The following is a 20,379-nucleotide window of genomic DNA, read 5'->3' on the forward strand; positions in this document are numbered from 1 at the left end:
CAGCGGGACAGCCCCTCGTCGCGGACGCCGCGCCGGGTCGGGCGGGAGCGGGGGTGTCCCGGTGCGCATCGGCATCCTGACCTACCACTTTCCGCCCGAGCCCGCGTTCATCCCGGGCAGCCTGGCCGAGGAACTGGCCGCGCGCGGCCACGAGGTGCGGGTGCTGACCGGGTTTCCCGACTATCCCGGCGGTCACGTCTACCCGGGCTGGCGGCAGCGCTGGCGGCACGAGACCCGCAGCCGCGGACTGACCGTGCGCCGGGTGCCCCGCTACAGCACGGGTGACGGGGGTGTCCGGCCCCGGATGGCGTCCTGGCTCTCCTTCGCCGCCAGTGCCGGGTTGGTCGGTCGACGCTACCTCGCCGACGTCGACGTCCTCTACGTCCATCAGCCGCCGGCGACCGCGTTCGCCTCGGCGACGCTGCTGCGGCTGCTCGGCCGCAAACCGGTCGTGCTGCACGTGCCGGACGTGTGGGCGGAGCAGGCGCCGGACGACACCGACGACGGCCGCTGGGCGGCACGGGTACGCGCCGCCATGACCCGGACCTACCGGGCCGCCAGCGCGATCGCGGTGAGCACGCCGTCGTTGCGTGACGCGGTGGTCGCGGTCGGCGCCGATGCGGACCGGGTCCAGGTGGTGCTCAACTGGACCGACGAGCGGATCTTCCGGCCCGCGCCGGCCGGCTCGGCCGCCCGGGGACTGGTCCGCCGCGACGAGCGGTGCGTGGTGATGCACGCCGGCACCATCGGCGCGCGGCAGGGGCTGGAGACGGCGGTACGGGCGGCGGCAGCGCTGGAGAACACCATCGATCTGGTCCTGGTGGGCTCGGGTGCGCACGAGCGGCGGGTGCGGGGGCTCGCCGCCGAGCTGCGGGCCGACAACATCCGCTTCGTCGACCGGCGTTCGCCGCTGGACATGCCGGAGTTGTACGCGGCCGCCGACTACCAGCTGGTCATGCTGCGGGATCTGCCGGCGCTGCGCAGCACCGTACCGGACAAGCTCCCGGCGGCCCTGTCCTGCGCGGCACCCGTGGTGGCCTCGGCCGGCGGCGACACCGCCGCGCTCGTGGAACGGGCCCGGGCGGGACTGTCCTGCCCGCCGGAGGACTGGGCCAGCCTGGCGGACCGGTTCTGGCTCGCCGCGCAGATACCCCCGCCCGCACGAGCCGAGATGGGCCGTCGCGGCCGGGAGGCGTACCTGCGGGACATGTCGCTGCCGGGGGGCGTGGATCGGATCGAACGACTCCTGCGGGAGGCCGCGGTGGGCGATTCGAGGGGTGGAGCGGATACGTCGAAGGCCACCCTCATTCCGGCCGAATGAGGCAATAACAGCCACAAAACGGTCACCAACTGTTAGAACTATGGTGCCTTCTGTCCATATCGCCAGAAGTGAGGTAAGTGTGACGGACAGTGAAAGTCCGCGTCGGCGGCGGGGTCGATCCCGCCGACGGCGGCGTGCCCGACTGCGTCGCGTCCTGCTCACCTCGCTGGTGGTCACCTCGTTGGTGCTCACGATCGGCGGTTGGGTGGGATTCCGGGGCTGGCAGGCCCGGGCCCACCTGGTCAACGCCGCCGGTCTGGCCAGCGAGCTCAGTGGCCATCTGGTCGGCGGGGACACCGCCCGGGCGCAGCGCACCCTCGCCGCACTTCAGGAGCAGTCGGGTGCGGCCCGCCGGGCGACCGGCGACCCCGGCTGGTGGCTGGGCCGGCAGGTGCCGTACGCCGGCGGCAACCTCACGGCCGTTCGGCAGATCTCCATCGCCATCGACGACCTGGCCCGGCAGGCATTTCCGGCGCTGCTGGAGGTCGACCTCAGTGGCCTGGTGCCCCGCGAGGGCCGATTGGACGTCTCCGACCTGCAGGCCGTCGCCACCCGGTTGACCGAGGTCGACGCCACGGTGCGACGCACCCGGTCGGACCTGCTCGCCATCGACGACGATCGGCTGATCGACCAGGTCCGCGAGGCGGTGGTCCGGTTGCGGGGCGAGATCGACCGGCTCGCCGACCTGACCTCCGCCGCGGACCGGGCCGGCCGGCTGCTGCCACCGTTGCTCGGCGCCGACGGCCCGCGCCGCTATCTGCTGGTGTCGCAGAACCTCGCCGAGTTGCGCGCGACCGGGGGCATGTTCGGCGCGTACGCCCTGATCGAGGCGAACAAGGGCCGGCTCAGGATGGGCTCTCAGGGCAGTTCGGCGGGCTTCGGGGCGTTCACCAAGCCGCTCAAGGTGCCGGCCGAGGTGAAGGCCCTCTGGGGCGACCTGCCCGGCATCTATCCCGCCGACGTCAACCTGACCCCGCATTTCCCGACCGCCGCCGCGCTCTACCGCGACATGTACCGGCGGAGCGCGCAGGACACGGTCGACGGGGTGCTCGCCGTGGATCCGGTGGCGCTGTCGTACCTGTTACGGGTGACCGGTCCGGTCCGGGTGCCGTCCGGGGTCGAGTTGACCGCCGACAACGTGGTGAAGACGCTGCTCAGCGATACCTACCAGCGGATGGAGCCGGCCGAGCAGGACGCCTTCTTCGCCGCCGCCGCCGGCTCGGTGTTCGACGCCCTCTTCGAGCGGAAGATTCCCCCAAGTGGGTTGCTATCCGCATTTGACCGTTCTGTCACTGAACGCCGGATATTGTTCTGGAGTGCCCGTCCGGAGGAACAGCGGACGTTCGGTGACAGCCGGATGGCCGGGACGCTTCCGGAACAGGACGCGGTGCCGACAGTCGGCGTCTTCCTCAACGACGGCAGCGGCGCCAAGCTCGGCTACTACCTCCGGCAGAGCGCCGACCTGGCGGTCGGTGAATGTCAGGGGGACGGACGCCGCGAACTGCGCCTGCGGGTGACGATGCGCTCCACCGCACCGTCCTCCGGGCTCAGCGAATCGGTCCTCGGTCTGGCCAGGTCGGGCGACCCGTACACCGTCCGCACCCTGGTCTCGGTGTACGCGCCGGCCGGCGGGGCGGTGCTCGACATCCGCCTCGACGGGGACGAGACCGTGACGGCCACCGGCACCGAACGGCGCCGGCAGGTGGCCACCGTGAACGTCGAGATCGGCCCGGGCGGGAGCAAGACCCTGGAGGTCTCCCTGCTCACCGGCAAGACGGACACGGGAGATGCCGAGCTGTGGCTGACCCCGACCACCGCCCCATGGACCACCCAAGTTGTTACCGCACCTAGCTGTTCACAGTAGGAGGGAACGAGAAATGCGGCTATCCCGCATCATCATGGCGCTCACGGTCGGTCTGGCCGTAGTGGCCGTGCCGGCCGTGGCGGGGGCGGCGCAGCCGCAGCCGTCGCCATCGCCCACCGTCACCGATCCGCCTCAACCACCGCCGTACCCGCCGAACCTGGTGACGACGCTTACGGTGAACCGGCCCACCATCTTCCTCGGCGAGACGGTGGTCATCACCGGCCGCAACTTCGGGCCGAACGAGACAGTCGACATCGTGGTCACGGCCCAGCCGCTCGCCGCGCCCGCGGCCGGCACCGCCCGCCGCAGCGACGGCAGCACCGTCGCCATGGCACCGGTGGCCTTCCAGGCGGCCGCCGCGGTCGACCGTTTCACCGCCCGGACGAACGCCGCCGGCGTCTTCACCCGGCGGTACACGCCGCGGGTGACCGGCCTGCTCACCATCACCGCCACTGGGCGCGAGTCGGACCGTACCGCCTCGACCGAGCTGCGGGTGCTGCACAAGAAGAAGCCGCACCTGCCGGTCACCGGCAGCAGCCTGGGCACCCCGATGAAGGTCGGTGGTGGCCTGGTCGCGGTGGGCGGTGTGATGCTGCTCGGCACGATGCTCTGGCGGCGGCGTAACCGCTTCGGGACCGGTGGCGCACGCTGATCCCGTACTCCGGGCAGCGCCCGGAAGCACCGTAGCCGGTGCCCGTCGGACACCTCCGGCGGGCACCGGCCGTGTGGCGGTTCGCCATTCGACCTCGCTCGCCGGCCGGATCACCGACCGATCCGGCGGTGAGCGCTGGGGGTGACGCCGGTCCGGCCACGCCGAGGACGAGGCGGGTCGGCGTAGAGTCGGCTCGTGGAGCCTACCGAGTCGATGCCGGCGCAGACCCGACCGCCCGGGGTGGCGACCGTCGATCCCGGCAGCGTCCTGCTGCCCGGCCACGACGTGCCGCTGGGCCGCTACACCACGGTCCGGCGGTTGCTGCCCCAACGCACCCGGCGGATGGTCGGCGCCTGGTGCTTCGTCGACCATTTCGGCCCCGACGACGTGGCACAACGTCCCGGCATGGAGGTGCCGCCCCACCCGCACACCGGTCTGCAGACCGTGAGCTGGCTGCTCGACGGTGAGATCCTGCATCGGGACAGCCTCGGCAGCGTCCAGTCGATCCGTCCGGGGCAGCTCAACGTGATGACCTCCGGCCACGGCATCGCCCACTCCGAGCGGTCGCCGGTCGACCACCCGCCGCTGATGCACGGCGTGCAGCTGTGGGTGGCGCTGCCGGACCCGGTCCGGTCCGGCCCGGCCGACTTCGCCCACCACGCGCAGCTGCCCCGCTGGCGCGACGGGGCGTTGGACGTCACGCTGCTGGTCGGCGAGCTGGAGGGTGAGCGGTCACCCGCCCGGGTGCACACCCCGCTGGTCGGCGCGCAGCTGGAACTGACCGGCACCGGGCCGGTCGGCCTGCCGTTGCGGCCCGACTTCGAGTACGCCCTGCTGGCCGTCGACGGCGCGGCGGAGGTCGACGGCGTACCTGTCGCACCCGGGGCCCTGCTCTGGCTGGGCACGGGACGCGCCGAGTTCACCCTGCGCGGCGCGGCGGGCACCCGGCTGATGCTGCTCGGCGGCGCACCCTTCGAGGAGCCGCTGGTGATGTGGTGGAACTTCGTCGGTCGTAGCCACGAGGAGATCCACGCTGCCCGCGAGGACTGGATGGCCGGCCGCCGGTTCGGCACCGTCGCCGAGGACCCGGATCCCCCGTTGCCCGCGCCCGCCCTGCCGACCGTCCGTCTCAAGGCCCGCGACCGGGCCGGCGGCTGGCGGGACTGACCGGCCACCACCGCAGGCGTGAGCGGCCCGCGCGCGGGTAGTAGCCGGCATGGCAACGGCGACGTCCACCATCGAGGACAAGAAGCGTCTGGTACGCCGGCTGGCCGGCAGCGGTCGAGGCTTCGCCGAGCAGTACGGCTTCCGGGTGACGAACAATCCGGCCAGCCTGTTCCAACTGCTCTGCCTCGCGATCCTGCTGGCCCGCCGGGGCGACTACCGGCGGGCCCTGGACAGCGCGCACGCGCTGCCGGACGCCGGATGGGACAGCGCCGCCCGGTTGGCCCGCGCACTGCACGAAGACCTGGTCCGGGTGCTGCGCGAGCACGGTCAACGCGGTGACGTCGAAGCGCTGGCGGACCTGTTGGGTGACCTGGCCCGTACCGTGGTGCAGCGGTACCGGGGCGACCTGCGGCGGCTGCGCTCCGCCGCCGGGTACGACCCGGACCGCGAACGGGAGTTGCTCACCGCGCTCCCCGGAGTGGACGCCGCGGTCGTCGAGCTCTTCCTGCGCGAGGTACAGGCGCTGTGGGGCGAGGTGGCACCGGTGGCCGACCGGCGGGCGTTGGCCGCGGCCCGCCGGCTCAAGCTGGGCCGCTCCGCCGAGGACCTCGCCGTGCTGGCCGGCGGTGGCGAGTCGGAACGGCTGGCCTGGCTGGTCGGGGCGTTGGCCCGGATCGACCTGGAGCGCCGGTACGCGGAGCTGTCCGGGTGAGATATTCGTTCGGCGACCCCCTGTTGACCGTTCGGCTGATGCGTGTCGTATGATTCTCGCGGTAGCAGCAGTCACCCGGTTCGGGTGAGCTGTGGGCCGCCTGGTGGTCCCGACCGGTTCGGACGGGACACCACCAGGGCAGGTGGCTACTCAGGGGCGCGCCGGTCGCGGTTCGTGGCCGGGGCGCCCTCCTGACGCTCCGGCCGCCTCACCGCCCGTTCAGATGCTGCGCAGGTGTTGCGAGACCCGCTGATGACGCTTGTCCCGGCCGGCGGCGGCGCGCTGTGCGTCGTCCACCTCGGGAGCTGCCTCGATGCCCGCGGAGCGGGCCACCTCCGGGCCGTTGGCATAGTCCACCGGTGGCAACGCGCGCAGGGCACGCAGCACGTCCGGCGGGGCTCCCTCCCGCTCGGCCTCGCGTAGCACGTCGTCCTTGCCGGCGGGGTAGTCCAAACTGGACAGGTAGTGCAGTACGTCGGCGTAACTCGCCATGGTGTCGGCTCCTCCCGGCTTCGATCCGCCACGACCGGGCGCGGTTACCCGGCCGAGCCGGTGTCACGCGCCGCAAGCGGGAAAACCGGCCCCGTTTCCGGTCCCTCGCGGCGGGTAACCGCGCGACGAGGGGGGTACGCGATGAACTACGACACGTTCGTCGATCAGGTCGCCCAGCGCACCGGCACGTCCTCGCAGCGGGCGGTGGAGCTGATCCAGGCCACTCTGGCGACGCTCGCCGACCGGTTGACCGGTGGCGAGGTGCTGGATCTGGCCGTTCAACTGCCCGAGCCGCTGCGGCTGCCGCTGCGACCGACACCCGCCACCGAGGCGGCGGAGCGCTTCGGTGCCGGTGAGTTCGTCGCCCGGGTGGCGCTGCGCGCCCGGATCGACGAGTCGGCGGCCCGCGGCGTGATCAGCGCGGTGTTCACCACCATCCGTGAGGCGGTGACCGGCGGCGAGTTCGACGAGTTGGTCGTGCAACTGCCCCGCGACTACCGCGACATCGTCGAGCCCGCGATGGCCCCCGGCGCCACCCTGCGCCGCCGCTGACCGCCCACGGGCCGGGTCAGCCGATCGCGCCGGTGGCCCGTAGCTGCGCCACCCGGTCCGCCGGGTAGCCGATCTCGTCGAGCACCTCGTCGGTGTGTTCACCGGGCCACGGTGGTGGTCGGCGTACCACGGTGGGGCTGCCGGAGAACCGGGGGGCCGGTGCCGGCTGGCGCACCCCGTCGTGGACGACGAAGGTCCGCCGGGCGGCCAGATGCGGATGCTCGGGCGCCTCCTGCCAGTCGAGCACGGGCGCCAGGCAGGAGTCGGAGGCGGCGAGCAGGGCCGCCCACTCGTCCCGGGGTCGGGTGCGGAACAACCGTGCCCAGGCCGCCCGCAGGGCCGGCCAGTTCGCCGGGTCGCTGCGGTCGGGCGCCTCGTCCGGCGGCAGCGGGAAGCCGGTGCGGTGGACCAGTTCGTCGTAGAACTTCGGCTCCAACGCGCCGACGGCGATGTACCGGCCGTCGGCGCACTCGTAGCTGTCGTAGAACGGGGCGCCGCCGTCGAGCAGGTTCACCCCCCGAGGGTCCTGCCACATGCCCAGTCGGCGCAGCGCGTGGATCTGGGTGCTGAGCACCGCTACGCCGTCCACGATCGCCGCGTCGACCACCTGGCCGGCCGCGCCGCCGCGTACCGCGTACAGCGCGGCGACGACGCCCAGGGCCAGCATCATGCCGCCGCCGCCGAAGTCGCCGAGCAGGTTGAGCGGGGGCACCGGCGGCTCTCCGGCCCGGCCGACGCCGTGCAGGGCGCCGGTCAGGGCCAGGTAGGTGATGTCGTGTCCGGCGTACGGCGCGTACGGGCCGTCCTGCCCCCAGCCGGTCATCCGGCCGTACACCAGTCGTGGGTTGATCGCGTGGCAGTCGGCGGGGCCGAGGCCGAGCCGCTCGGTCACGCCCGGGCGGAAGCCTTCGATCAGGGCGTCGGCGTCGGTGATCAGGGCCAGCGCCACCTCGCGGCCGTCGGTGGACCGGAGGTCCACGGCGATCGAGCGACGCCCCCGGTTGAGCAGGTCCGGGTGCGGGGTGCCGAAGCTGCTCGGATCCACGTCGCCGACCCGGTCCACCCGGATCACGTCGGCGCCGAGGTCGGCGAGCATCATCGCGGCGAAGGGGCCGGGCCCGATGCCGGCCAGCTCGATCACGCGTACGCCGGTCAACGGCCCGGTCGGCAGCTCAGCGGTCATCTCGGTCACGATAAGGGCTCGCATCCACGCCGGTGGGACGCGACTCGCCCGCCCCGCCTGGCGGGCCGGTTCGGGCTGTCCTAACCTTGTCGGGACGAGGGGAGTACTTCCCACGAACCATACCGGTCAGTACGGCGTGCCCAGGGTGCGCCTCGGGTGGTTGCCCACGATTCCGTGGGTGAAGGAGACCTCGAACATGACACGGTGTTCGAGGAGGCCCCATGTCCGAAATGTCGTACGTAGCTGCGGGTTTGCAGTCCATTGGCACGCCCTCGCTCTGGGCGATCACCATTGCCGGAGTCATCGCGCTGCTGGTGCTCGACTTCGTGGTGACCCGACGCCCGCACGAGGTGTCGCTGAAGGAAGCACTCGGCTGGTCCGCCTTCTACATAGCCCTGCCGCTGGCTTTCGGCGCCTGGGTCTGGTCGCAGTACGGCAGACAGGAGGGCATCGACTACCTCGCCGGCTACCTGGTCGAGAAGTCGCTGTCGGTCGACAACCTCTTCGTCTTCATGCTGCTGCTGGCCGCCTTCGCGGTGCCGAGCGTGCTCGCCCAGCGGGTGCTGCTGTTCGGCATCGCCGGTGCGTTGGTGCTGCGCGGTATCTTCATCGCCCTCGGCGCGGCGGCGCTGCAGACGCTCGACTTCGCCTTCCTGATCTTCGCGCTGATCCTGCTGTTCACCGCGGCCAAACTGCTCCGGGACGCCTTCACCGGCCATGAGCAGAGCGTCGACATCGCCAGCATGCGCTCGGTGCGCCTGCTGCGCCGGTTCATGCCGGTGGTCAACGAGTACCACGGCACCAAGATGACCGTCCGTGTCGACGGTCGCCGGGCGTTGACGCCGCTGGCGTTGGTGGTGGTGGCGGTCCTCGCCACCGACGTGGTCTTCGCCGTCGACTCGGTGCCCGCCGTCTACGGCATCACCGAGGACCCGTACCTGGTCTTCGCCACCAACGCCTTCGCCCTGCTCGGCCTGCGGGCGCTGTACTTCGTGCTGCACGCGGCGCTGAGCCGGCTGGTGCACCTCAGCTACGGTCTGGCGATTATCCTGGCCTTCATCGGTGTCAAGCTCGGCCTGCACTGGGCGCACGGCATCTGGGAGAACGTCCCGATCATCCCCACCGAGATCTCCCTGATGGTCATCGTCGCCGTGCTGATCATCGTCACCATCACCAGCCTGCGGGCCACCCGCAACGTCGTACCCGGATCGAAGGAGGTCGTCACCGAACGCCGGTGACCAGACACGCCGGACCGGCCTGCGAAGCCGGCCCGGCGTCCTGTCGGACGTGGTAGGACTGAGCGGTGGGAATCATCACGCCGGGCTTCTCGGGTCGGCCGCGCTCCGCTGCGCCGGAGCTGCCGCCCGGGCAGTACCTGACACCGGACTTTCCCGTGCTCTCCGCCGGCCCCACGCCGAAGGTGCCGCGTGACACCTGGGAGTTCGTCATCACCACCGAGACCGGCGCCGAGCACCGGTGGAGCTGGGACGAGATGATGGCGCTGCCCCAACAGACGCCGACCGTCGACATCCACTGCGTCACCCGCTGGTCGAAACTCGGCACCAGTTGGCAGGGGGTCTCCCTGGACACCCTCTTCGAGGACGTGGACACCGCCGCCGACTACGCCCTGGCGCACTGCTACGGCGGCTACACCACGAACCTGCCGCTTGACGACCTGCTCGACGGGCAGGCCTGGCTGGTGCACACCTTCGGCGGGGAGGAACTCCCCGCCGAACACGGCGGTCCGGCCCGGCTGCTGGTGCCGCACCTCTACTTCTGGAAGTCCGCCAAGTGGGTGCGCGGCATCCACCTGGGCCACGAGGACACCCCCGGTTTCTGGGAGACCGCCGGCTATCACGACTACGGTGACCCGTGGCGTGAGCAGCGGTACCAGGGCGATTGAGCGGGCGGATGCGCTGGCAGCCGGCCCGGCTGGTCAGCCGCCGGGTCGAGACGGCGACCGCGCAGACCCTGGTGCTCGAGGTGCCGGACTGGCCCGGCCACCTGCCCGGCCAACACGTCGACATCCGCCTCACCGCCCCCGACGGCTACCAGGCCGCCCGCTCGTACTCCCTGGCCGGTCCCGCCGACGGCGACCGGATCGAGGTGACCGTGCAGCGGGTGCCCGACGGCGAGGTGTCGCCGTTCCTGGTCGACGGCTATCAGGTGGGCGACCCGGTGGAGGTTCGTGGGCCCCTGGGCGGCTGGTTCATCTGGCGACCGCAGCAGACCGAACCGGTGCTGCTGGTCGCCGGCGGGTCGGGGGTGGTGCCGCTGATGGCCATGATCCGGGCCCGTCGGGCGGCGGGCAGTCGCGTCCCGTTCCGGTTGATCTATTCCGTACGCACTCCCGACGACGTGTTCTACGCCGAGGAGTTGCGTCAGCGGGTCCGTGACGATGCCGGCCTCGACGTGGCGTACGTCTACACCCGCGAGGCACCCCAGCAGTGGCCGGGCCGGCCGCACCGGATCGGCCTCGCCGACGTCAACACCCACGGTTGGCCGCCGGAGCTGGAACCCCGGGTGTACGTCTGCGGCCCCACCGGGTTCGTGGAGACCGTCGCCGACCTGCTCGTCGGGTTGGGACACCCGGCCCGCCTGGTGCGGACCGAACGCTTCGGCCCGACCGGCTGAGGAGTACCCGACCGGCTGAGTACCGCCCGAGCGGCTGAGTGAAGGAGGCCAGGTATGACCACGCTGCCGTACGTCGACGGCAACATGCTCGACGGCCCGTTGGGGGAGGTGTTCGCGGTCGACCTGAGCACGGCCACCGGCCGCTGCGCCCACTGCGGCGCCACCGGCCCGGTGGCCGCCCTGCGGGTCTACTCGCACGCACCGGGACTCGTGGCGCGCTGCCCGACCTGCACCGAGGTGATGATGCGACTGGTCCGCGCGCCAGAGAGGGCCTTCCTGGACCTGCGCGGGACCGCCCTGCTCCAGCTGCCGATGCCGCAGGTGCCCGCCGGAGGGTGACCGCCGCCGGCGTGGACGTTTGTCTCAGTCATCCAGGGGAACCGGCCCAGGATGACGAAACCTCGTGTGGTGATCGTGGGAGCCGGGTTCGCCGGTTACCACGCGGCGAAGACGCTGAGCCGGCTGGCCCGTGGCCGGGCCGAGATCGTCCTGCTCAACTCGACGAACTACTTCCTGTACCTGCCGCTGCTGCCCGAGGTGGCGGCGGGTGTGGTGGCGCCCGGCCGGATCGCCGTGCCGCTGACCGGCACGCTGGACAACGTCCGTGTGGTCATCGGCGAAGCCGATCACGTCGATCTCCAGAACCGGTGGGTCGGCTTCACCCAGCCCGAGGGGGACCGTAACCGGCTGGCGTACGACCGGCTGGTCCTCTCCGTCGGCAGCGTCAACAAGCTGCTGCCGATCCCCGGGGTGACCGAGTACGCGCACGGCTTCCGGGGCCTGCCCGAGGCGCTGTACCTGCACGACCACGTGATCCGGCAGGTCGAACTGGCCGAGCAGACGACGGACCCGGTCGAGCAGCAGGCCCGGGCGACCTTCGTGGTGGTGGGGGCCGGCTACACCGGTACGGAGGTGGCCGCGCACGGCCAGCTCTTCACCGACGAACTCGCCAGTCAACGACCCCGGTTGAAGATCCGCCCGAAGTGGATGCTGCTGGACGTGGCGCCACGGGTGCTGCCCGAGTTGGACCAGCACATGTCGCGTACCGCGGACCGGGTGCTGCGCCGACGCGGCGTGGACGTCCGGATGGGCACCTCCGTCGCGGTGGCGACCGCCGACGGCGTCAAGCTCACCGACGGGGAGTACGTGCCCACCTGCTCGCTGGTCTGGTGCGTCGGGGTACGCCCCGACCCGTTCGTGGCGCAGTTGGGTCTGCGTACCGAGAAGGGGCGGTTGGTCGTCGACGAGTACCTCAACGTCCCCGGCTTCCCCGAGGTGTACGCCTGCGGTGACGCCGCCGCGGTGCCGGATCTGACCCGGCCGGGCGAGATCTGCACGATGACCGCCCAGCACGCTCAGCGGCAGGGCAAGCTCGCCGCGCACAACATCGCCGCCTCCTACGGTCAGGGCCGGCGTCGCCCGTACAAGCACCACGACCTGGGCTGGGTGGTCGACCTGGGCGGCAAGCACGCGGCGGCCAATCCGCTCAAGGTGCCGCTGTCCGGCCTGCCGGCGAAGGCGGTCACCCGCGGGTACCACCTGCTGGCCATGCCCGGCAACCGGGCCAGGGTGAGCGCCGACTGGGTGCTGGACGCGACGCTGCCCCGCTCGTCGACCCAACTGGGCCTCGTGCCGGCCCATGCGGTCCCGCTGGAGAGCACCTCGCCGGAGGTGCCCGCCTGGGCGCACTGAGCCGGCGGCGGGGGACCGGTGCCGATGATCGGAACGGGCAGGCCACGAGGCCGGTGGACAGCATGCCCACCGGCCTCGTTCCTGCTGCCCGCGTCGCCGGGCCCGATCGATCCGGCCGGCTCAGCCGGCGGCCAGACCTGCGCCCGCCTCGTCGATCGCGGCGTCGACCGTGTGAGCCAGGTCGACATCCAGCGCGGTCACCCCACCGGCACTGCCGGTGCGGACGGTGAGTACCGCCGTGGTCGGGTCCGCCCGGCCGATGCGCGGCCCTCGACCGGTCTGGACGCGGAGTTGGTCGAGCCGGTCCAGCACCCGGTCGAGATTGTCCGACGGCAGCTCAAGGGTGCGGGTCAGGACCTCGTCGTCGCCCGACCAGTACGGCAGAGCATCGAGCGCGGCAGCCAGTTCCGAGCCGGTAAGTGGCGCGGTGGCGCTGCTGGCGCCGACCAGGCCACCGCCGACGTCCATCGGTTCCAGCAGTTCCCGCAACTGGTCCGGCACGTGCAGCGACTCGACCAGGTCACCGTCGCGCTCGGCGAGGGCCGCAAGGGTCGCCTCGGCCTGGTAACGGGCCTGCTCGGGACTGCGGCCGCTGATCCGTCCCACCTCGGACAGGAAGCCGGGCAGATCCTCGCGCCGTTCGATGCCGTCGACCGGCACGACGTCGTGCAGCGACGTCGGCACCGCCGCCAGCAGGCGTTGGCGCTCGGCCGTGCCCAACGCCCAGGCCAGCACGAGCACCGTCGATTCCACACCCACCTTCGCGGTGCGGAAGTCGACGCCGGCTCGCCGGCCGACGTCCGCGACGAGATCGTGGTAGCCCACAGTGGTGACGCCGGGGTTGCCCACGCCCGCCTCGGGCATCGGTCGACTGTTCTGCGGGACGCCGGCCGGCGGCGGCGCGGGACCACCACGCGTGGTGTTCGGTTTGTGGCGCTGACCGGCCGCGGGCGGGCCGGATCGTCGGGACTGGTCGAGATGGGTGAGTTGCTTCGACGCGCTCAGGCTGGCGCCCGTGTCGGCGGCCTGAAGGCCGCGCTCGCGGGCCTGTCGGGCAAGCGCCCGTCGCCGCTGGTTGTCGCCCTCCATCTGCTTGCGCATGCTGACACCTCGCTTCCGCTGGTGTACTGCTTCGGGCTTCGCCGGTGGCCTTCCCACCGCTACCGGGCACGAAACGATCGGCCCGGACCGGGAGACGGCGCGGGTGGGCGACGATCGCCACGCTTCATCCCGGTCGGGTGAGGGCCGCTCACCCGACCGGCGTCGATGATCGCAGCGGACCGGAGATCTTCCGAGGCACGGCGGAAGGGCAGGTCATGATGAAGCGGATTGTCGAGATCGTCCCGGCTCGGCCCGGCTGGTACGCCCGCTGGCGGCTGGCCCCCGAGAACACCCGCTGCTATCCGGTGAGCCTGTGGGCTCTGCTGGAGGACGCCGACGGCACCGGACGTGAGGTGATCGGCGTCGACTGTGCGGGACAGTGGCCCGGCGACGGCGGAACGGATGCGGAGTTCGTCCGCTATCTGTTCCAGACGCCGGATTCGGGTCCGCCCGACGACGCGGAGCCGATGCCCGAGGCCCGCCGTGCCGGATCGGTCGTGACGGCACCCTGAGCCATCCTCCGGCCCCCGGCCCCTGGTCCCAGGGTCGGGGGCACCCCCGACGCCGGTGTCAGCCGGCGGCCTGCGTGTCGCCGTCGGCGGCGGTCGACACCTGGAGCAACTCGGCCAGACCGGTGCGGTCGAGCAGTTGCCGCAGGTTGGGGTTGATGCCGACCAGCCGGACGGGGACCGGACCGCCCCGGTGGGCCACCACGAGCGCACTCAGACCCGAGGAGTCGCACATCGCCACTCCGGCCAGGTCGATGACAAGGTGCTGGTAGCCGTCCCGGCGCAGCTTCTCGACGGCGCTCACCAGTTCCGGAGCGCTGTCGAAGTCCAGGTCACCGGTGAGCCGCAGCTCCGCACGTCCGACATCGAACCGGCTGACCTCGATGGCCAACAGCTGGGAGGACATGCCTCCATGCTCCCAGCCCCACCGCGGAACGCAAGTCGCGGGGGTGCGCGATTCACCGCGGCGCGAACGGGCCGGGGTCTCGCCGACCACGCGGGTCGCTCAGACGGTGACCGTGGGTTGCCCGTCCGGCTCGGTGCCCAGCGGTGCGTCGCCGCTCGTCGAGCGGGCGAGCAGGCCGGTGACCCCGGTCATGTCCAGGATGGTCTCCAGGAACCGAGGCACCGCGCGCAGCCGCAGGGTGACGCCGTCGCGCAGCCCTTCACGCCAGGTGTGCACGATGATGCTGAGCCCGGTGCTGTCGATGAACTGGAGGTCGGCGAAGTCGAGCACGAGAGTGGCGGGACCGGCCTGTAGTTCCCGGTCGATCTCCGAACGCAGCGGGCTCGCGGTGGTGTAGGCGAGATCGCCGCCCACCCGGATCACCGGCATGTCGGGATCGGACCGGTCGACGATCACGCTCAGTGGCGTGGTCTCGGGTCTTCGACCGTGGGACAGCAACGATCACGCCTTCCGCGGCTGGCAGGCGGGCACGGGCGTCCGGATCGTAACAACCTTGTCGCCGACCCGCCTGAGGGGCGGACGGTAGCGTCGGAGCGCCGCCCGACTGGCGGTGCGCTGACACCGGCGTACCCTGGTGACGGAACGCGACCAGGCACACCGCGGCGCGGGTGCGGCATCGAGAAGGAGTGGGGCTTACCTGGTGACTGGTGCCGACGTCAGGGACATCGACCCCGGCGACGGACGGTTCACGCCGAGTCCCCCGCAGGCCCCGGCGTGGAGCCCTGCCGCGTCCACCGCCGTCCCGCCCACCATCGATTCGTCGGAGTTCGCCGGCTGGCCGGAGATCGTCGAGCACCTCCGGGAAGGGCTGGTGCTGTGCGGTCCGGACGGCCTGGTGTGGCAGGTGAGCCCGGTCGCCCAACGGTTGCTGCCGGAGATCGTCGTGGGCGGTGCCTGCGCCGCATTCGACGGGCTGGACGGCTCGAGCGCCGAGATCGTGCACCACGGACGTCGGCTGCGCGTCCGGCGGGTGCCGCTCTCCGCCGGCCCGACCTGCTGGTACGTCGAGGACGTCAGCGAAGACACCGGCCCGGCCGACGAGTTGGCCGCCGAACGCGCCCGCTCGGCCTTCCTCGCGGTGGTGGGGGAGAAGCTCGGCAACCCGTTGCATCCCGACCGCGCCGCCGCTGCCGTGGTGCGGCTGGCCGTGCCGACCCTGGCCGAGGTGGCCGTGCTGATCCTGGCACCCCGCTCGGGGCGGGCCCGGTGGTGGCGAGCCCGCCGGGACGACGACGACCTGCCCACTCTGGACCGAGGTGTGCTGGCCGCGGCGGAGCTGCCCGCAGCCGTCACCGACAGCCTGCACGGTGTACAGCCGCACGCCGTCGACTGGCTCGCCGAACAGGCCGTCGAAGCGGGCTGGCTGCCCGGCATGGACGCCGCCGACGCCAGTGTCCGACTGGTGGCGTTGCCCGGTCGGGACGCGCCGGTGGGCGTGCTGCTGGTGGCCCGGCCGGCGGCCCGCTGGTACACCGACGACGATCTCGACCTGCTGCGAGCCTTCGCCGACCGCGCCGGCGCGGCGTTGACCACCGCCCTGCTCTACCGCAACCAGGCCGAGGTGGCCGACACGTTGCAGGCGAGCCTGCTGCCGGTGGAGCCGGCGGAGGTGTCGGGCGTGCAGTGGGGCACGGCGTACCGGCCGGCGCAGGCCGGTCTGCGCATCGGCGGCGACTTCTACGGCTCCCACCGGTTGCCCGACGGTGGCGCGGTGTTCTTTCTCGGCGACGTCTCGGGCAAGGGGGTGGAGGCCGCGGTCTTCACCGGCCAGCTGCGCCAGTGCCTGCACGCGCTGCACCGCATCGAGGCGCAGCCGGCCCGGTTGCTGCGGCTGCTCAACGACGCGCTGCTGGAGAGCACCCTGGCGCACGGGCAGGGCCGGTTCGCCACGATGGTGCTGGGTGTGGTCCGGCCGCACCGTGACGGCGGCCTGGCGCTGACGCTGGCCGGCGGAGGCCACCTGCCCCCGCTTGTGGTGCGGTCCTCCGGTGAGGTGGAGCAGCTCCCGCTCAACGGGATGCTCATCGGGGTGGTCCCCGACCCGCGGGTCAGCCAGGTTTCCACCCGACTCGCCCCCGGCGAGACCTGTCTGCTCTACAGCGACGGGGTGACCGAGGCACGCGGCGGTCGCCGGGGCGCGGAGCAACTCGGCACCGAGCGCCTGATGCAGGCGTTGACCGGCTGCCAGCGGATGCCGGCGCCGGCCCTCGCCGAACGGGTCGAGCAGATCACCTGCGACTGGCTGGCCCAGCGCGACCACGACGACATAGCGGTGCTGGCGCTGCGTGCCACCGGCACCCGGCCACACCGGCACCTGCACGCGGTGCCCACTCCGACTCCGGTGGTGCGGGAAGGGACGACGACATCGTGACCACGGCGACGACGGGCACCTCTCCCGCTGCGCTCTACCCGCGATATCTGCACTGCCTCGCCGAAGCCGACGAACCGGCCGCCGTCGAGGTGGCGCGGGAACTGCTCGACGCGGGTGTGCCCGCCGACCGGGTACTGCTGGACCTGGTCGCACCGGCGCAGGCCGAGGTGGGGGAGCGGTGGGCGCGCAACGAGTGGAGTGTGGCCCAGGAACACGCGGCCACGCACGTCAGCGAGCGGGTGGTGGCGTCGATTGCCGCGTACGCCAATCCCCGGGGCGACCGCGGTCGGATCGTGGTGGCCTGTATGGACGGTGAGTGGCACGCCCTGCCGGCGCGGCTGGTCGCCGAGGTGCTGCGGCTGCGGGGCTGGCAGGTGACCTTCCTGGGGGCCAGCGTGCCCGCCGCGCATCTGGTGTCGTACCTGCACCGGCATGACGCGTACGCGGTCGCGTTGGCCTGTGCGCTGCCGATGCGGCTGCCTCAGGCCCACCGGATGATCGAGGCGTGTCAGCGTTCGGATGTGCCGGTCGTGGTCGGCGGCCGGGGTTTCGGCGCGGACGGCCGCTGGGCGCGTCGGCTCGGGGTGGCCTGGGCGCCGGACGGTCCCACCGCCGCCGATCTGCTCGGCGACGAGCGGGTGCTGCGGGCCGTGGCACCCGCCGACCTGGCCCACCTGGCCGACGACGAGTACGCCGGCCTGGTCGGTCGACGTGGCGAACTGATCGACAGCGCGCTGGCCGACCTGGCGCAGCGGATACCGGGCTTCGGTGACTACACCCTGGCCCAACTCGACTCGACGGTCAGCGATCTCGGCTACATCCTGGACTTCCTGGCCGCCGCGCTCTATGTCGACGACGGTTCGTTGTTCACCGAGTTCGTCGACTGGCTGGTGACCGTGCTGGCCAGTCGAGGAGTGCCGGCCGCCGCGGTGGGCGCGACGTTGCGGCACTACGCGGGCGTGCTGCACGACTTCCCGCGCGCCGGAGCGTATCTGCGGGCCGGTGGCGCGTCGCTGCCGGCGGCGGGGCGTCGGCACAGTCCGTCACCGGAGGCGTAAGATGCGGCCCGCCGTGTGGTGCGCACTATACTTGCCGCACGGCAAGCATTCGTCCCGGGCGGCGAGAGGGGATTACCGTGACGCTCACCGTCACGTACGCCGAACGTGATGGTGGCGGCCCGGCCCGCCTCCGTCTCGTCGGCGAGCTCGACATGAGCAGCGCCCCCGAGTTGAACGAGGCGATCGACCGGTTGGCCGCCGCCGGGCAGCGACGCCTGTTGATCGACCTGACCGAGCTCACGTTCTGTGACTCGACCGGGATCGCCGTCTTCGTACGCGGCGACAACCGCGCTGCCGAGCAGGGCGGTTGGCTGCGTGTCACCGGCGCGACCGGTCGGGTGGAGCGGGTGCTCAAGGTGACCGGCCTGGCCGATGTGCTCGGGTACGGTTCTGCCGACCCGGGCCCGGACGATCGTGCCGGAATGGGTTAGATTCCCCGCCAGCGTGGGAATCGCAGATCCCGTCCGCGCCGACCTGAGGCAGGTAAATGATGGCCGCTCGTGCCCTTGACCCGGTTCGCATCCTCGTCGTGGACGACGACCCGGGTGACGTGCTCATGATCGAGGAAGCGTTGGCCACCTCCGACGTCGACAAGGTCATCGACGTGGTCAGCGACGGCCAGGAGGCGATGGAGTTCCTGCGCCGCGAGGGTCGACACAGCGCCGCGCACCGCCCGGACGTGATCCTGCTCGATCTCAACATGCCCCGCATGGACGGGCGTCAGGTGCTGGGCGAGGTGAAGGGCGACGCGGACCTGCGCACCATTCCGATCGTCGTGCTGACCACGTCCAACGCGGACACCGACATCATCAGCAGCTACACCCTGCAGGCCAACGCGTACGTCACCAAGCCGATCGACCTCGACGACTTCAACGACGTGGTGCACCGCATCGACGAGTTCTTCGGCCGGGTGGTCGTGCTGCCCAAGCAGCGCCCCTGACCCTCGCCTGACGTCGCGAGTGCGGCGACCTCAGCTCAGGAGTGCGGCGACGATGGTGTTCGCCCGCTCCTCGTGCTGGGCGTACGCGTACGGGAAGGCGGAGATCTGCACGGCCTGCGCGGCCAGGGTCAGGCTCATCTGCTCCCAGCCGGGCACTTGCAGCAGAGCCTCGTAGAACGCGCGGGCCGAGTAGGCGGGACGCATCAGGTCGCGGACGGTGCCCCAGCCGCTGCTCGGGCGCTGCTGGAACAGCCCGACCGAGTCGTGGTCCCAGCCGATGGCCTGGTGGGGGTAGTTCTGCGACTCGGGCAGCACACCGCTGGCGTAGTTGAGCAGGGTGCTCTCCTGCATGGCGGTGGCGACGGCGACGACCAGGCCCTTGCGCGGGATCTTCATGTCGACGCCGACGTCCACGATCACCTTGGCGTTGTCCATCTGCGCCTGGGTCAGCCCGGCGACCGGCTTGGGGCGGGAGGGCTTCTTCGGCTTGGCCGTCGTCTTCTTCGCCTTGGGCGTGGCGGACGGCTTCGCGGTGGGGGAGGCGGACGGGCTGGGGCTGCTCGACGGGGCGGGGGAAGGGCTGGAGCGGTCCAGGGACCGGGAGGCGGCGCCGTCCTCGGCGGCCAGCGCGCGGTCGGCCACGGCCTCGGCCACCTGAGGGCGGGGAGCCTCGTCGGTGTCGCGAGTCGACGCCACCGCCACGGCGGTCGCGCCGAGGCAGCAGGCCACGCCGGTGGCCAGGGCCACCCGCAGCCCGGTGCCGCCCAGCACGGCGGCGATGCCGCGACGGGGCGCTACCACGGCGCGATGCCGGCCGACCACCTTTTCGGGTGATGAACCATCGGCCGATCGGCTCGCCGGTTGCTGTGGGGGCAGCTTCTGGTCGAAGTCGTCGTCGGGGTGCATCCGCCGAGGTTAAAGAGGTCTCGGCGTCCTGCCATCCGGGTGGCTTGATGGCATGAGTCACATTTTGCGGCTAACGGCCGGGTGATTCTGCGCAGCAGCACCCACAGCTGACGATAAGCACCAACCTGCCATTTCCGCTATGACCGGAATGTCATCGGAAACCGGCAGGAAAAGGTGATCTTGGTCGGGGATCTGGCCGCGATGGTCGGCATCCACCGAACGGTCGACCCGCCATCGGCCCCCCAGGGCGGCCGGATCGGCCGCCCTGACGATGAGCGGCCGCCTCGGCCGCCCTGACGATGACTGCCTAGTGCCGTCCGTTCTCGGCCGGGGTGACGGTGAGCCGGTGGCGGCCGCCGTCGTCGCGGGAGAACGGCCACAGCCGGTCGGCGTGCTCGACCAGTTCGGCGAGCTGCTCACGGCTCAGGCCGACCGAGGAGATCGAGGCATGCACGTCGGCCCGGTACCGCCCGTCGTCGTCGCGACCCAGCTTCGCCTCCGCGCGTACCTGCACGGTGTGGGCCTCGTCGGTGATCCCGCCGGCCGCCTCCACCGCGGCATGGTGCAGGCAGGACGCGTACGCGGCGGCGAGCAGCTGCGAGGGGGTCAGCCCCGTGCTGTGTGGTGCCAGCGGTGAGGCGAGGGTGGTGGACAGCGCCTCGTCGTCGGTGTGAATGTGACCGCCCTCGGCGGTCGCGGCGGCAACCTCGTTCAGCCAGGAACTCGGCATCGCGTTCCTCCCGTCACTCACCGCCCGGC

Annotated in this window: 23 protein-coding genes; 16 read left to right on the top strand and 7 right to left on the bottom strand. The window is 71.9% G+C overall.

Going from position 1 to position 20,379, the window contains the following annotated elements; translation table 11 throughout:
• The first annotated feature begins 61 nt into the window (after positions 1-61).
• From C1A38_RS03345 to C1A38_RS03365, 5 genes are all read left to right on the top strand, one after another.
• Positions 62-1,321 (top strand): glycosyltransferase family 4 protein, encoded by a 1,260-nt coding sequence (locus C1A38_RS03345; protein ID WP_102656344.1) that lies wholly within the window; start codon positions 62-64, stop codon positions 1,319-1,321.
• A gap of 79 nt (positions 1,322-1,400) precedes the next feature.
• Positions 1,401-3,185, top strand: a complete 1,785-nt coding sequence (locus C1A38_RS03350) for a DUF4012 domain-containing protein (RefSeq protein ID WP_233196586.1) — start codon at positions 1,401-1,403, stop codon at positions 3,183-3,185.
• Positions 3,186-3,198: 13 nt separating this feature from the next.
• Complete coding sequence (locus C1A38_RS03355) at positions 3,199-3,837, top strand: hypothetical protein (RefSeq protein WP_102656346.1); 639 nt, start codon at positions 3,199-3,201, stop codon at positions 3,835-3,837.
• A gap of 195 nt (positions 3,838-4,032) precedes the next feature.
• Positions 4,033-5,004 carry a pirin family protein gene (locus C1A38_RS03360; protein WP_102656347.1) on the top strand — a complete coding sequence of 324 codons (972 nt, stop codon included), beginning with the start codon at positions 4,033-4,035 and terminating at the stop codon, positions 5,002-5,004.
• A 49-nt stretch (positions 5,005-5,053) separates the two neighbouring features.
• Positions 5,054-5,716, top strand: coding sequence for a hypothetical protein (locus tag C1A38_RS03365; protein ID WP_102656348.1), 663 nt, complete (start codon positions 5,054-5,056; stop codon positions 5,714-5,716).
• 219 nt (positions 5,717-5,935) lie between these two features.
• Here the strand turns inward: C1A38_RS03365 and C1A38_RS03370 are convergent, their stop codons facing one another.
• Complete coding sequence (locus C1A38_RS03370) at positions 5,936-6,208, bottom strand: DUF2795 domain-containing protein (RefSeq protein ID WP_013734449.1); 273 nt, start codon at positions 6,206-6,208, stop codon at positions 5,936-5,938.
• Positions 6,209-6,349: 141 nt separating this feature from the next.
• Between C1A38_RS03370 and C1A38_RS03375 the strand changes: the two genes are divergently transcribed.
• Entirely contained in the window at positions 6,350-6,760 is a 411-nt protein-coding gene (locus tag C1A38_RS03375; RefSeq protein WP_102656349.1) for a DUF2267 domain-containing protein, read from the top strand.
• Positions 6,761-6,776: 16 nt separating this feature from the next.
• On the opposite strand, the gene C1A38_RS03380 is transcribed toward C1A38_RS03375, so the two are convergent.
• The gene (locus C1A38_RS03380; protein ID WP_102656400.1) at positions 6,777-7,943 is read right to left on the bottom strand and encodes a CaiB/BaiF CoA transferase family protein; all 1,167 of its coding nucleotides are present in this window, start codon (positions 7,941-7,943) and stop codon (positions 6,777-6,779) included.
• A 221-nt stretch (positions 7,944-8,164) separates the two neighbouring features.
• Here C1A38_RS03380 and C1A38_RS03385 point away from each other — a divergent pair, with 221 nt between their 5' ends.
• The 5 genes from C1A38_RS03385 to C1A38_RS03405 all read left to right on the top strand — a co-directional run bounded on the left by C1A38_RS03385 (position 8,165) and on the right by C1A38_RS03405 (position 12,269).
• A complete protein-coding gene (locus C1A38_RS03385; RefSeq protein ID WP_102656350.1) occupies positions 8,165-9,181 on the top strand; it encodes a TerC/Alx family metal homeostasis membrane protein in 1,017 nt (338 codons plus the stop codon).
• Positions 9,182-9,255: 74 nt separating this feature from the next.
• Positions 9,256-9,846: a sulfite oxidase-like oxidoreductase gene (locus tag C1A38_RS03390; protein ID WP_199180069.1), complete on the top strand. Its 591-nt coding sequence runs from the start codon at positions 9,256-9,258 to the stop codon at positions 9,844-9,846.
• 8 nt (positions 9,847-9,854) lie between these two features.
• Positions 9,855-10,577, top strand: coding sequence for a ferredoxin reductase (locus C1A38_RS03395; RefSeq protein ID WP_102656352.1), 723 nt, complete (start codon positions 9,855-9,857; stop codon positions 10,575-10,577).
• Positions 10,578-10,631: 54 nt separating this feature from the next.
• Positions 10,632-10,916, top strand: a complete 285-nt coding sequence (locus tag C1A38_RS03400; RefSeq protein WP_102656353.1) for a DUF6510 family protein — start codon at positions 10,632-10,634, stop codon at positions 10,914-10,916.
• Positions 10,917-10,967: 51 nt separating this feature from the next.
• Complete coding sequence (locus C1A38_RS03405) at positions 10,968-12,269, top strand: NAD(P)/FAD-dependent oxidoreductase (protein WP_102656354.1); 1,302 nt, start codon at positions 10,968-10,970, stop codon at positions 12,267-12,269.
• A gap of 120 nt (positions 12,270-12,389) precedes the next feature.
• On the opposite strand, the gene C1A38_RS03410 is transcribed toward C1A38_RS03405, so the two are convergent.
• Positions 12,390-13,370 carry a 4a-hydroxytetrahydrobiopterin dehydratase gene (locus C1A38_RS03410; RefSeq protein ID WP_102656355.1) on the bottom strand — a complete coding sequence of 327 codons (981 nt, stop codon included), beginning with the start codon at positions 13,368-13,370 and terminating at the stop codon, positions 12,390-12,392.
• A gap of 218 nt (positions 13,371-13,588) precedes the next feature.
• Between C1A38_RS03410 and C1A38_RS03415 the strand changes: the two genes are divergently transcribed.
• Positions 13,589-13,882: a hypothetical protein gene (locus C1A38_RS03415; protein WP_102656401.1), complete on the top strand. Its 294-nt coding sequence runs from the start codon at positions 13,589-13,591 to the stop codon at positions 13,880-13,882.
• Between the two features lie 58 nt (positions 13,883-13,940).
• On the opposite strand, the gene C1A38_RS03420 is transcribed toward C1A38_RS03415, so the two are convergent.
• Both C1A38_RS03420 and C1A38_RS03425 read right to left on the bottom strand, forming a co-directional pair.
• Positions 13,941-14,285, bottom strand: a complete 345-nt coding sequence (locus tag C1A38_RS03420) for an STAS domain-containing protein (protein ID WP_102656356.1) — start codon at positions 14,283-14,285, stop codon at positions 13,941-13,943.
• 99 nt (positions 14,286-14,384) lie between these two features.
• Complete coding sequence (locus C1A38_RS03425; RefSeq protein ID WP_233196587.1) at positions 14,385-14,741, bottom strand: STAS domain-containing protein; 357 nt, start codon at positions 14,739-14,741, stop codon at positions 14,385-14,387.
• A gap of 244 nt (positions 14,742-14,985) precedes the next feature.
• Between C1A38_RS03425 and C1A38_RS03430 the strand changes: the two genes are divergently transcribed.
• The 4 genes from C1A38_RS03430 to C1A38_RS03445 all read left to right on the top strand — a co-directional run bounded on the left by C1A38_RS03430 (position 14,986) and on the right by C1A38_RS03445 (position 18,714).
• On the top strand, positions 14,986-16,716 hold the full coding sequence (locus C1A38_RS03430; protein ID WP_102656357.1) for a PP2C family protein-serine/threonine phosphatase: 1,731 nt from the start codon (positions 14,986-14,988) through the stop codon (positions 16,714-16,716).
• On the top strand, positions 16,713-17,774 hold the full coding sequence (locus tag C1A38_RS03435) for a cobalamin B12-binding domain-containing protein (protein ID WP_102656358.1): 1,062 nt from the start codon (positions 16,713-16,715) through the stop codon (positions 17,772-17,774). The genes C1A38_RS03430 and C1A38_RS03435 overlap by 4 nt, the downstream gene beginning before the upstream one ends.
• Positions 17,775-17,851: 77 nt before the next feature.
• Positions 17,852-18,205: an STAS domain-containing protein gene (locus tag C1A38_RS03440; protein WP_102656359.1), complete on the top strand. Its 354-nt coding sequence runs from the start codon at positions 17,852-17,854 to the stop codon at positions 18,203-18,205.
• Between the two features lie 56 nt (positions 18,206-18,261).
• Positions 18,262-18,714, top strand: a complete 453-nt coding sequence (locus tag C1A38_RS03445; RefSeq protein WP_199180067.1) for a response regulator — start codon at positions 18,262-18,264, stop codon at positions 18,712-18,714.
• Between the two features lie 30 nt (positions 18,715-18,744).
• On the opposite strand, the gene C1A38_RS03450 is transcribed toward C1A38_RS03445, so the two are convergent.
• Both C1A38_RS03450 and C1A38_RS03455 read right to left on the bottom strand, forming a co-directional pair.
• Positions 18,745-19,620 carry a hypothetical protein gene (locus C1A38_RS03450; RefSeq protein WP_102656360.1) on the bottom strand — a complete coding sequence of 292 codons (876 nt, stop codon included), beginning with the start codon at positions 19,618-19,620 and terminating at the stop codon, positions 18,745-18,747.
• A 307-nt stretch (positions 19,621-19,927) separates the two neighbouring features.
• Entirely contained in the window at positions 19,928-20,350 is a 423-nt protein-coding gene (locus tag C1A38_RS03455; RefSeq protein ID WP_013734432.1) for an OsmC family protein, read from the bottom strand.
• Between the last annotated feature and the right edge of the window lie 29 nt (positions 20,351-20,379).

Origin of the sequence: Verrucosispora sp. ts21, from assembly GCF_002879555.1 — a bacterium.
Lineage (GTDB): Bacteria > Actinomycetota > Actinomycetes > Mycobacteriales > Micromonosporaceae > Micromonospora > Micromonospora gifhornensis.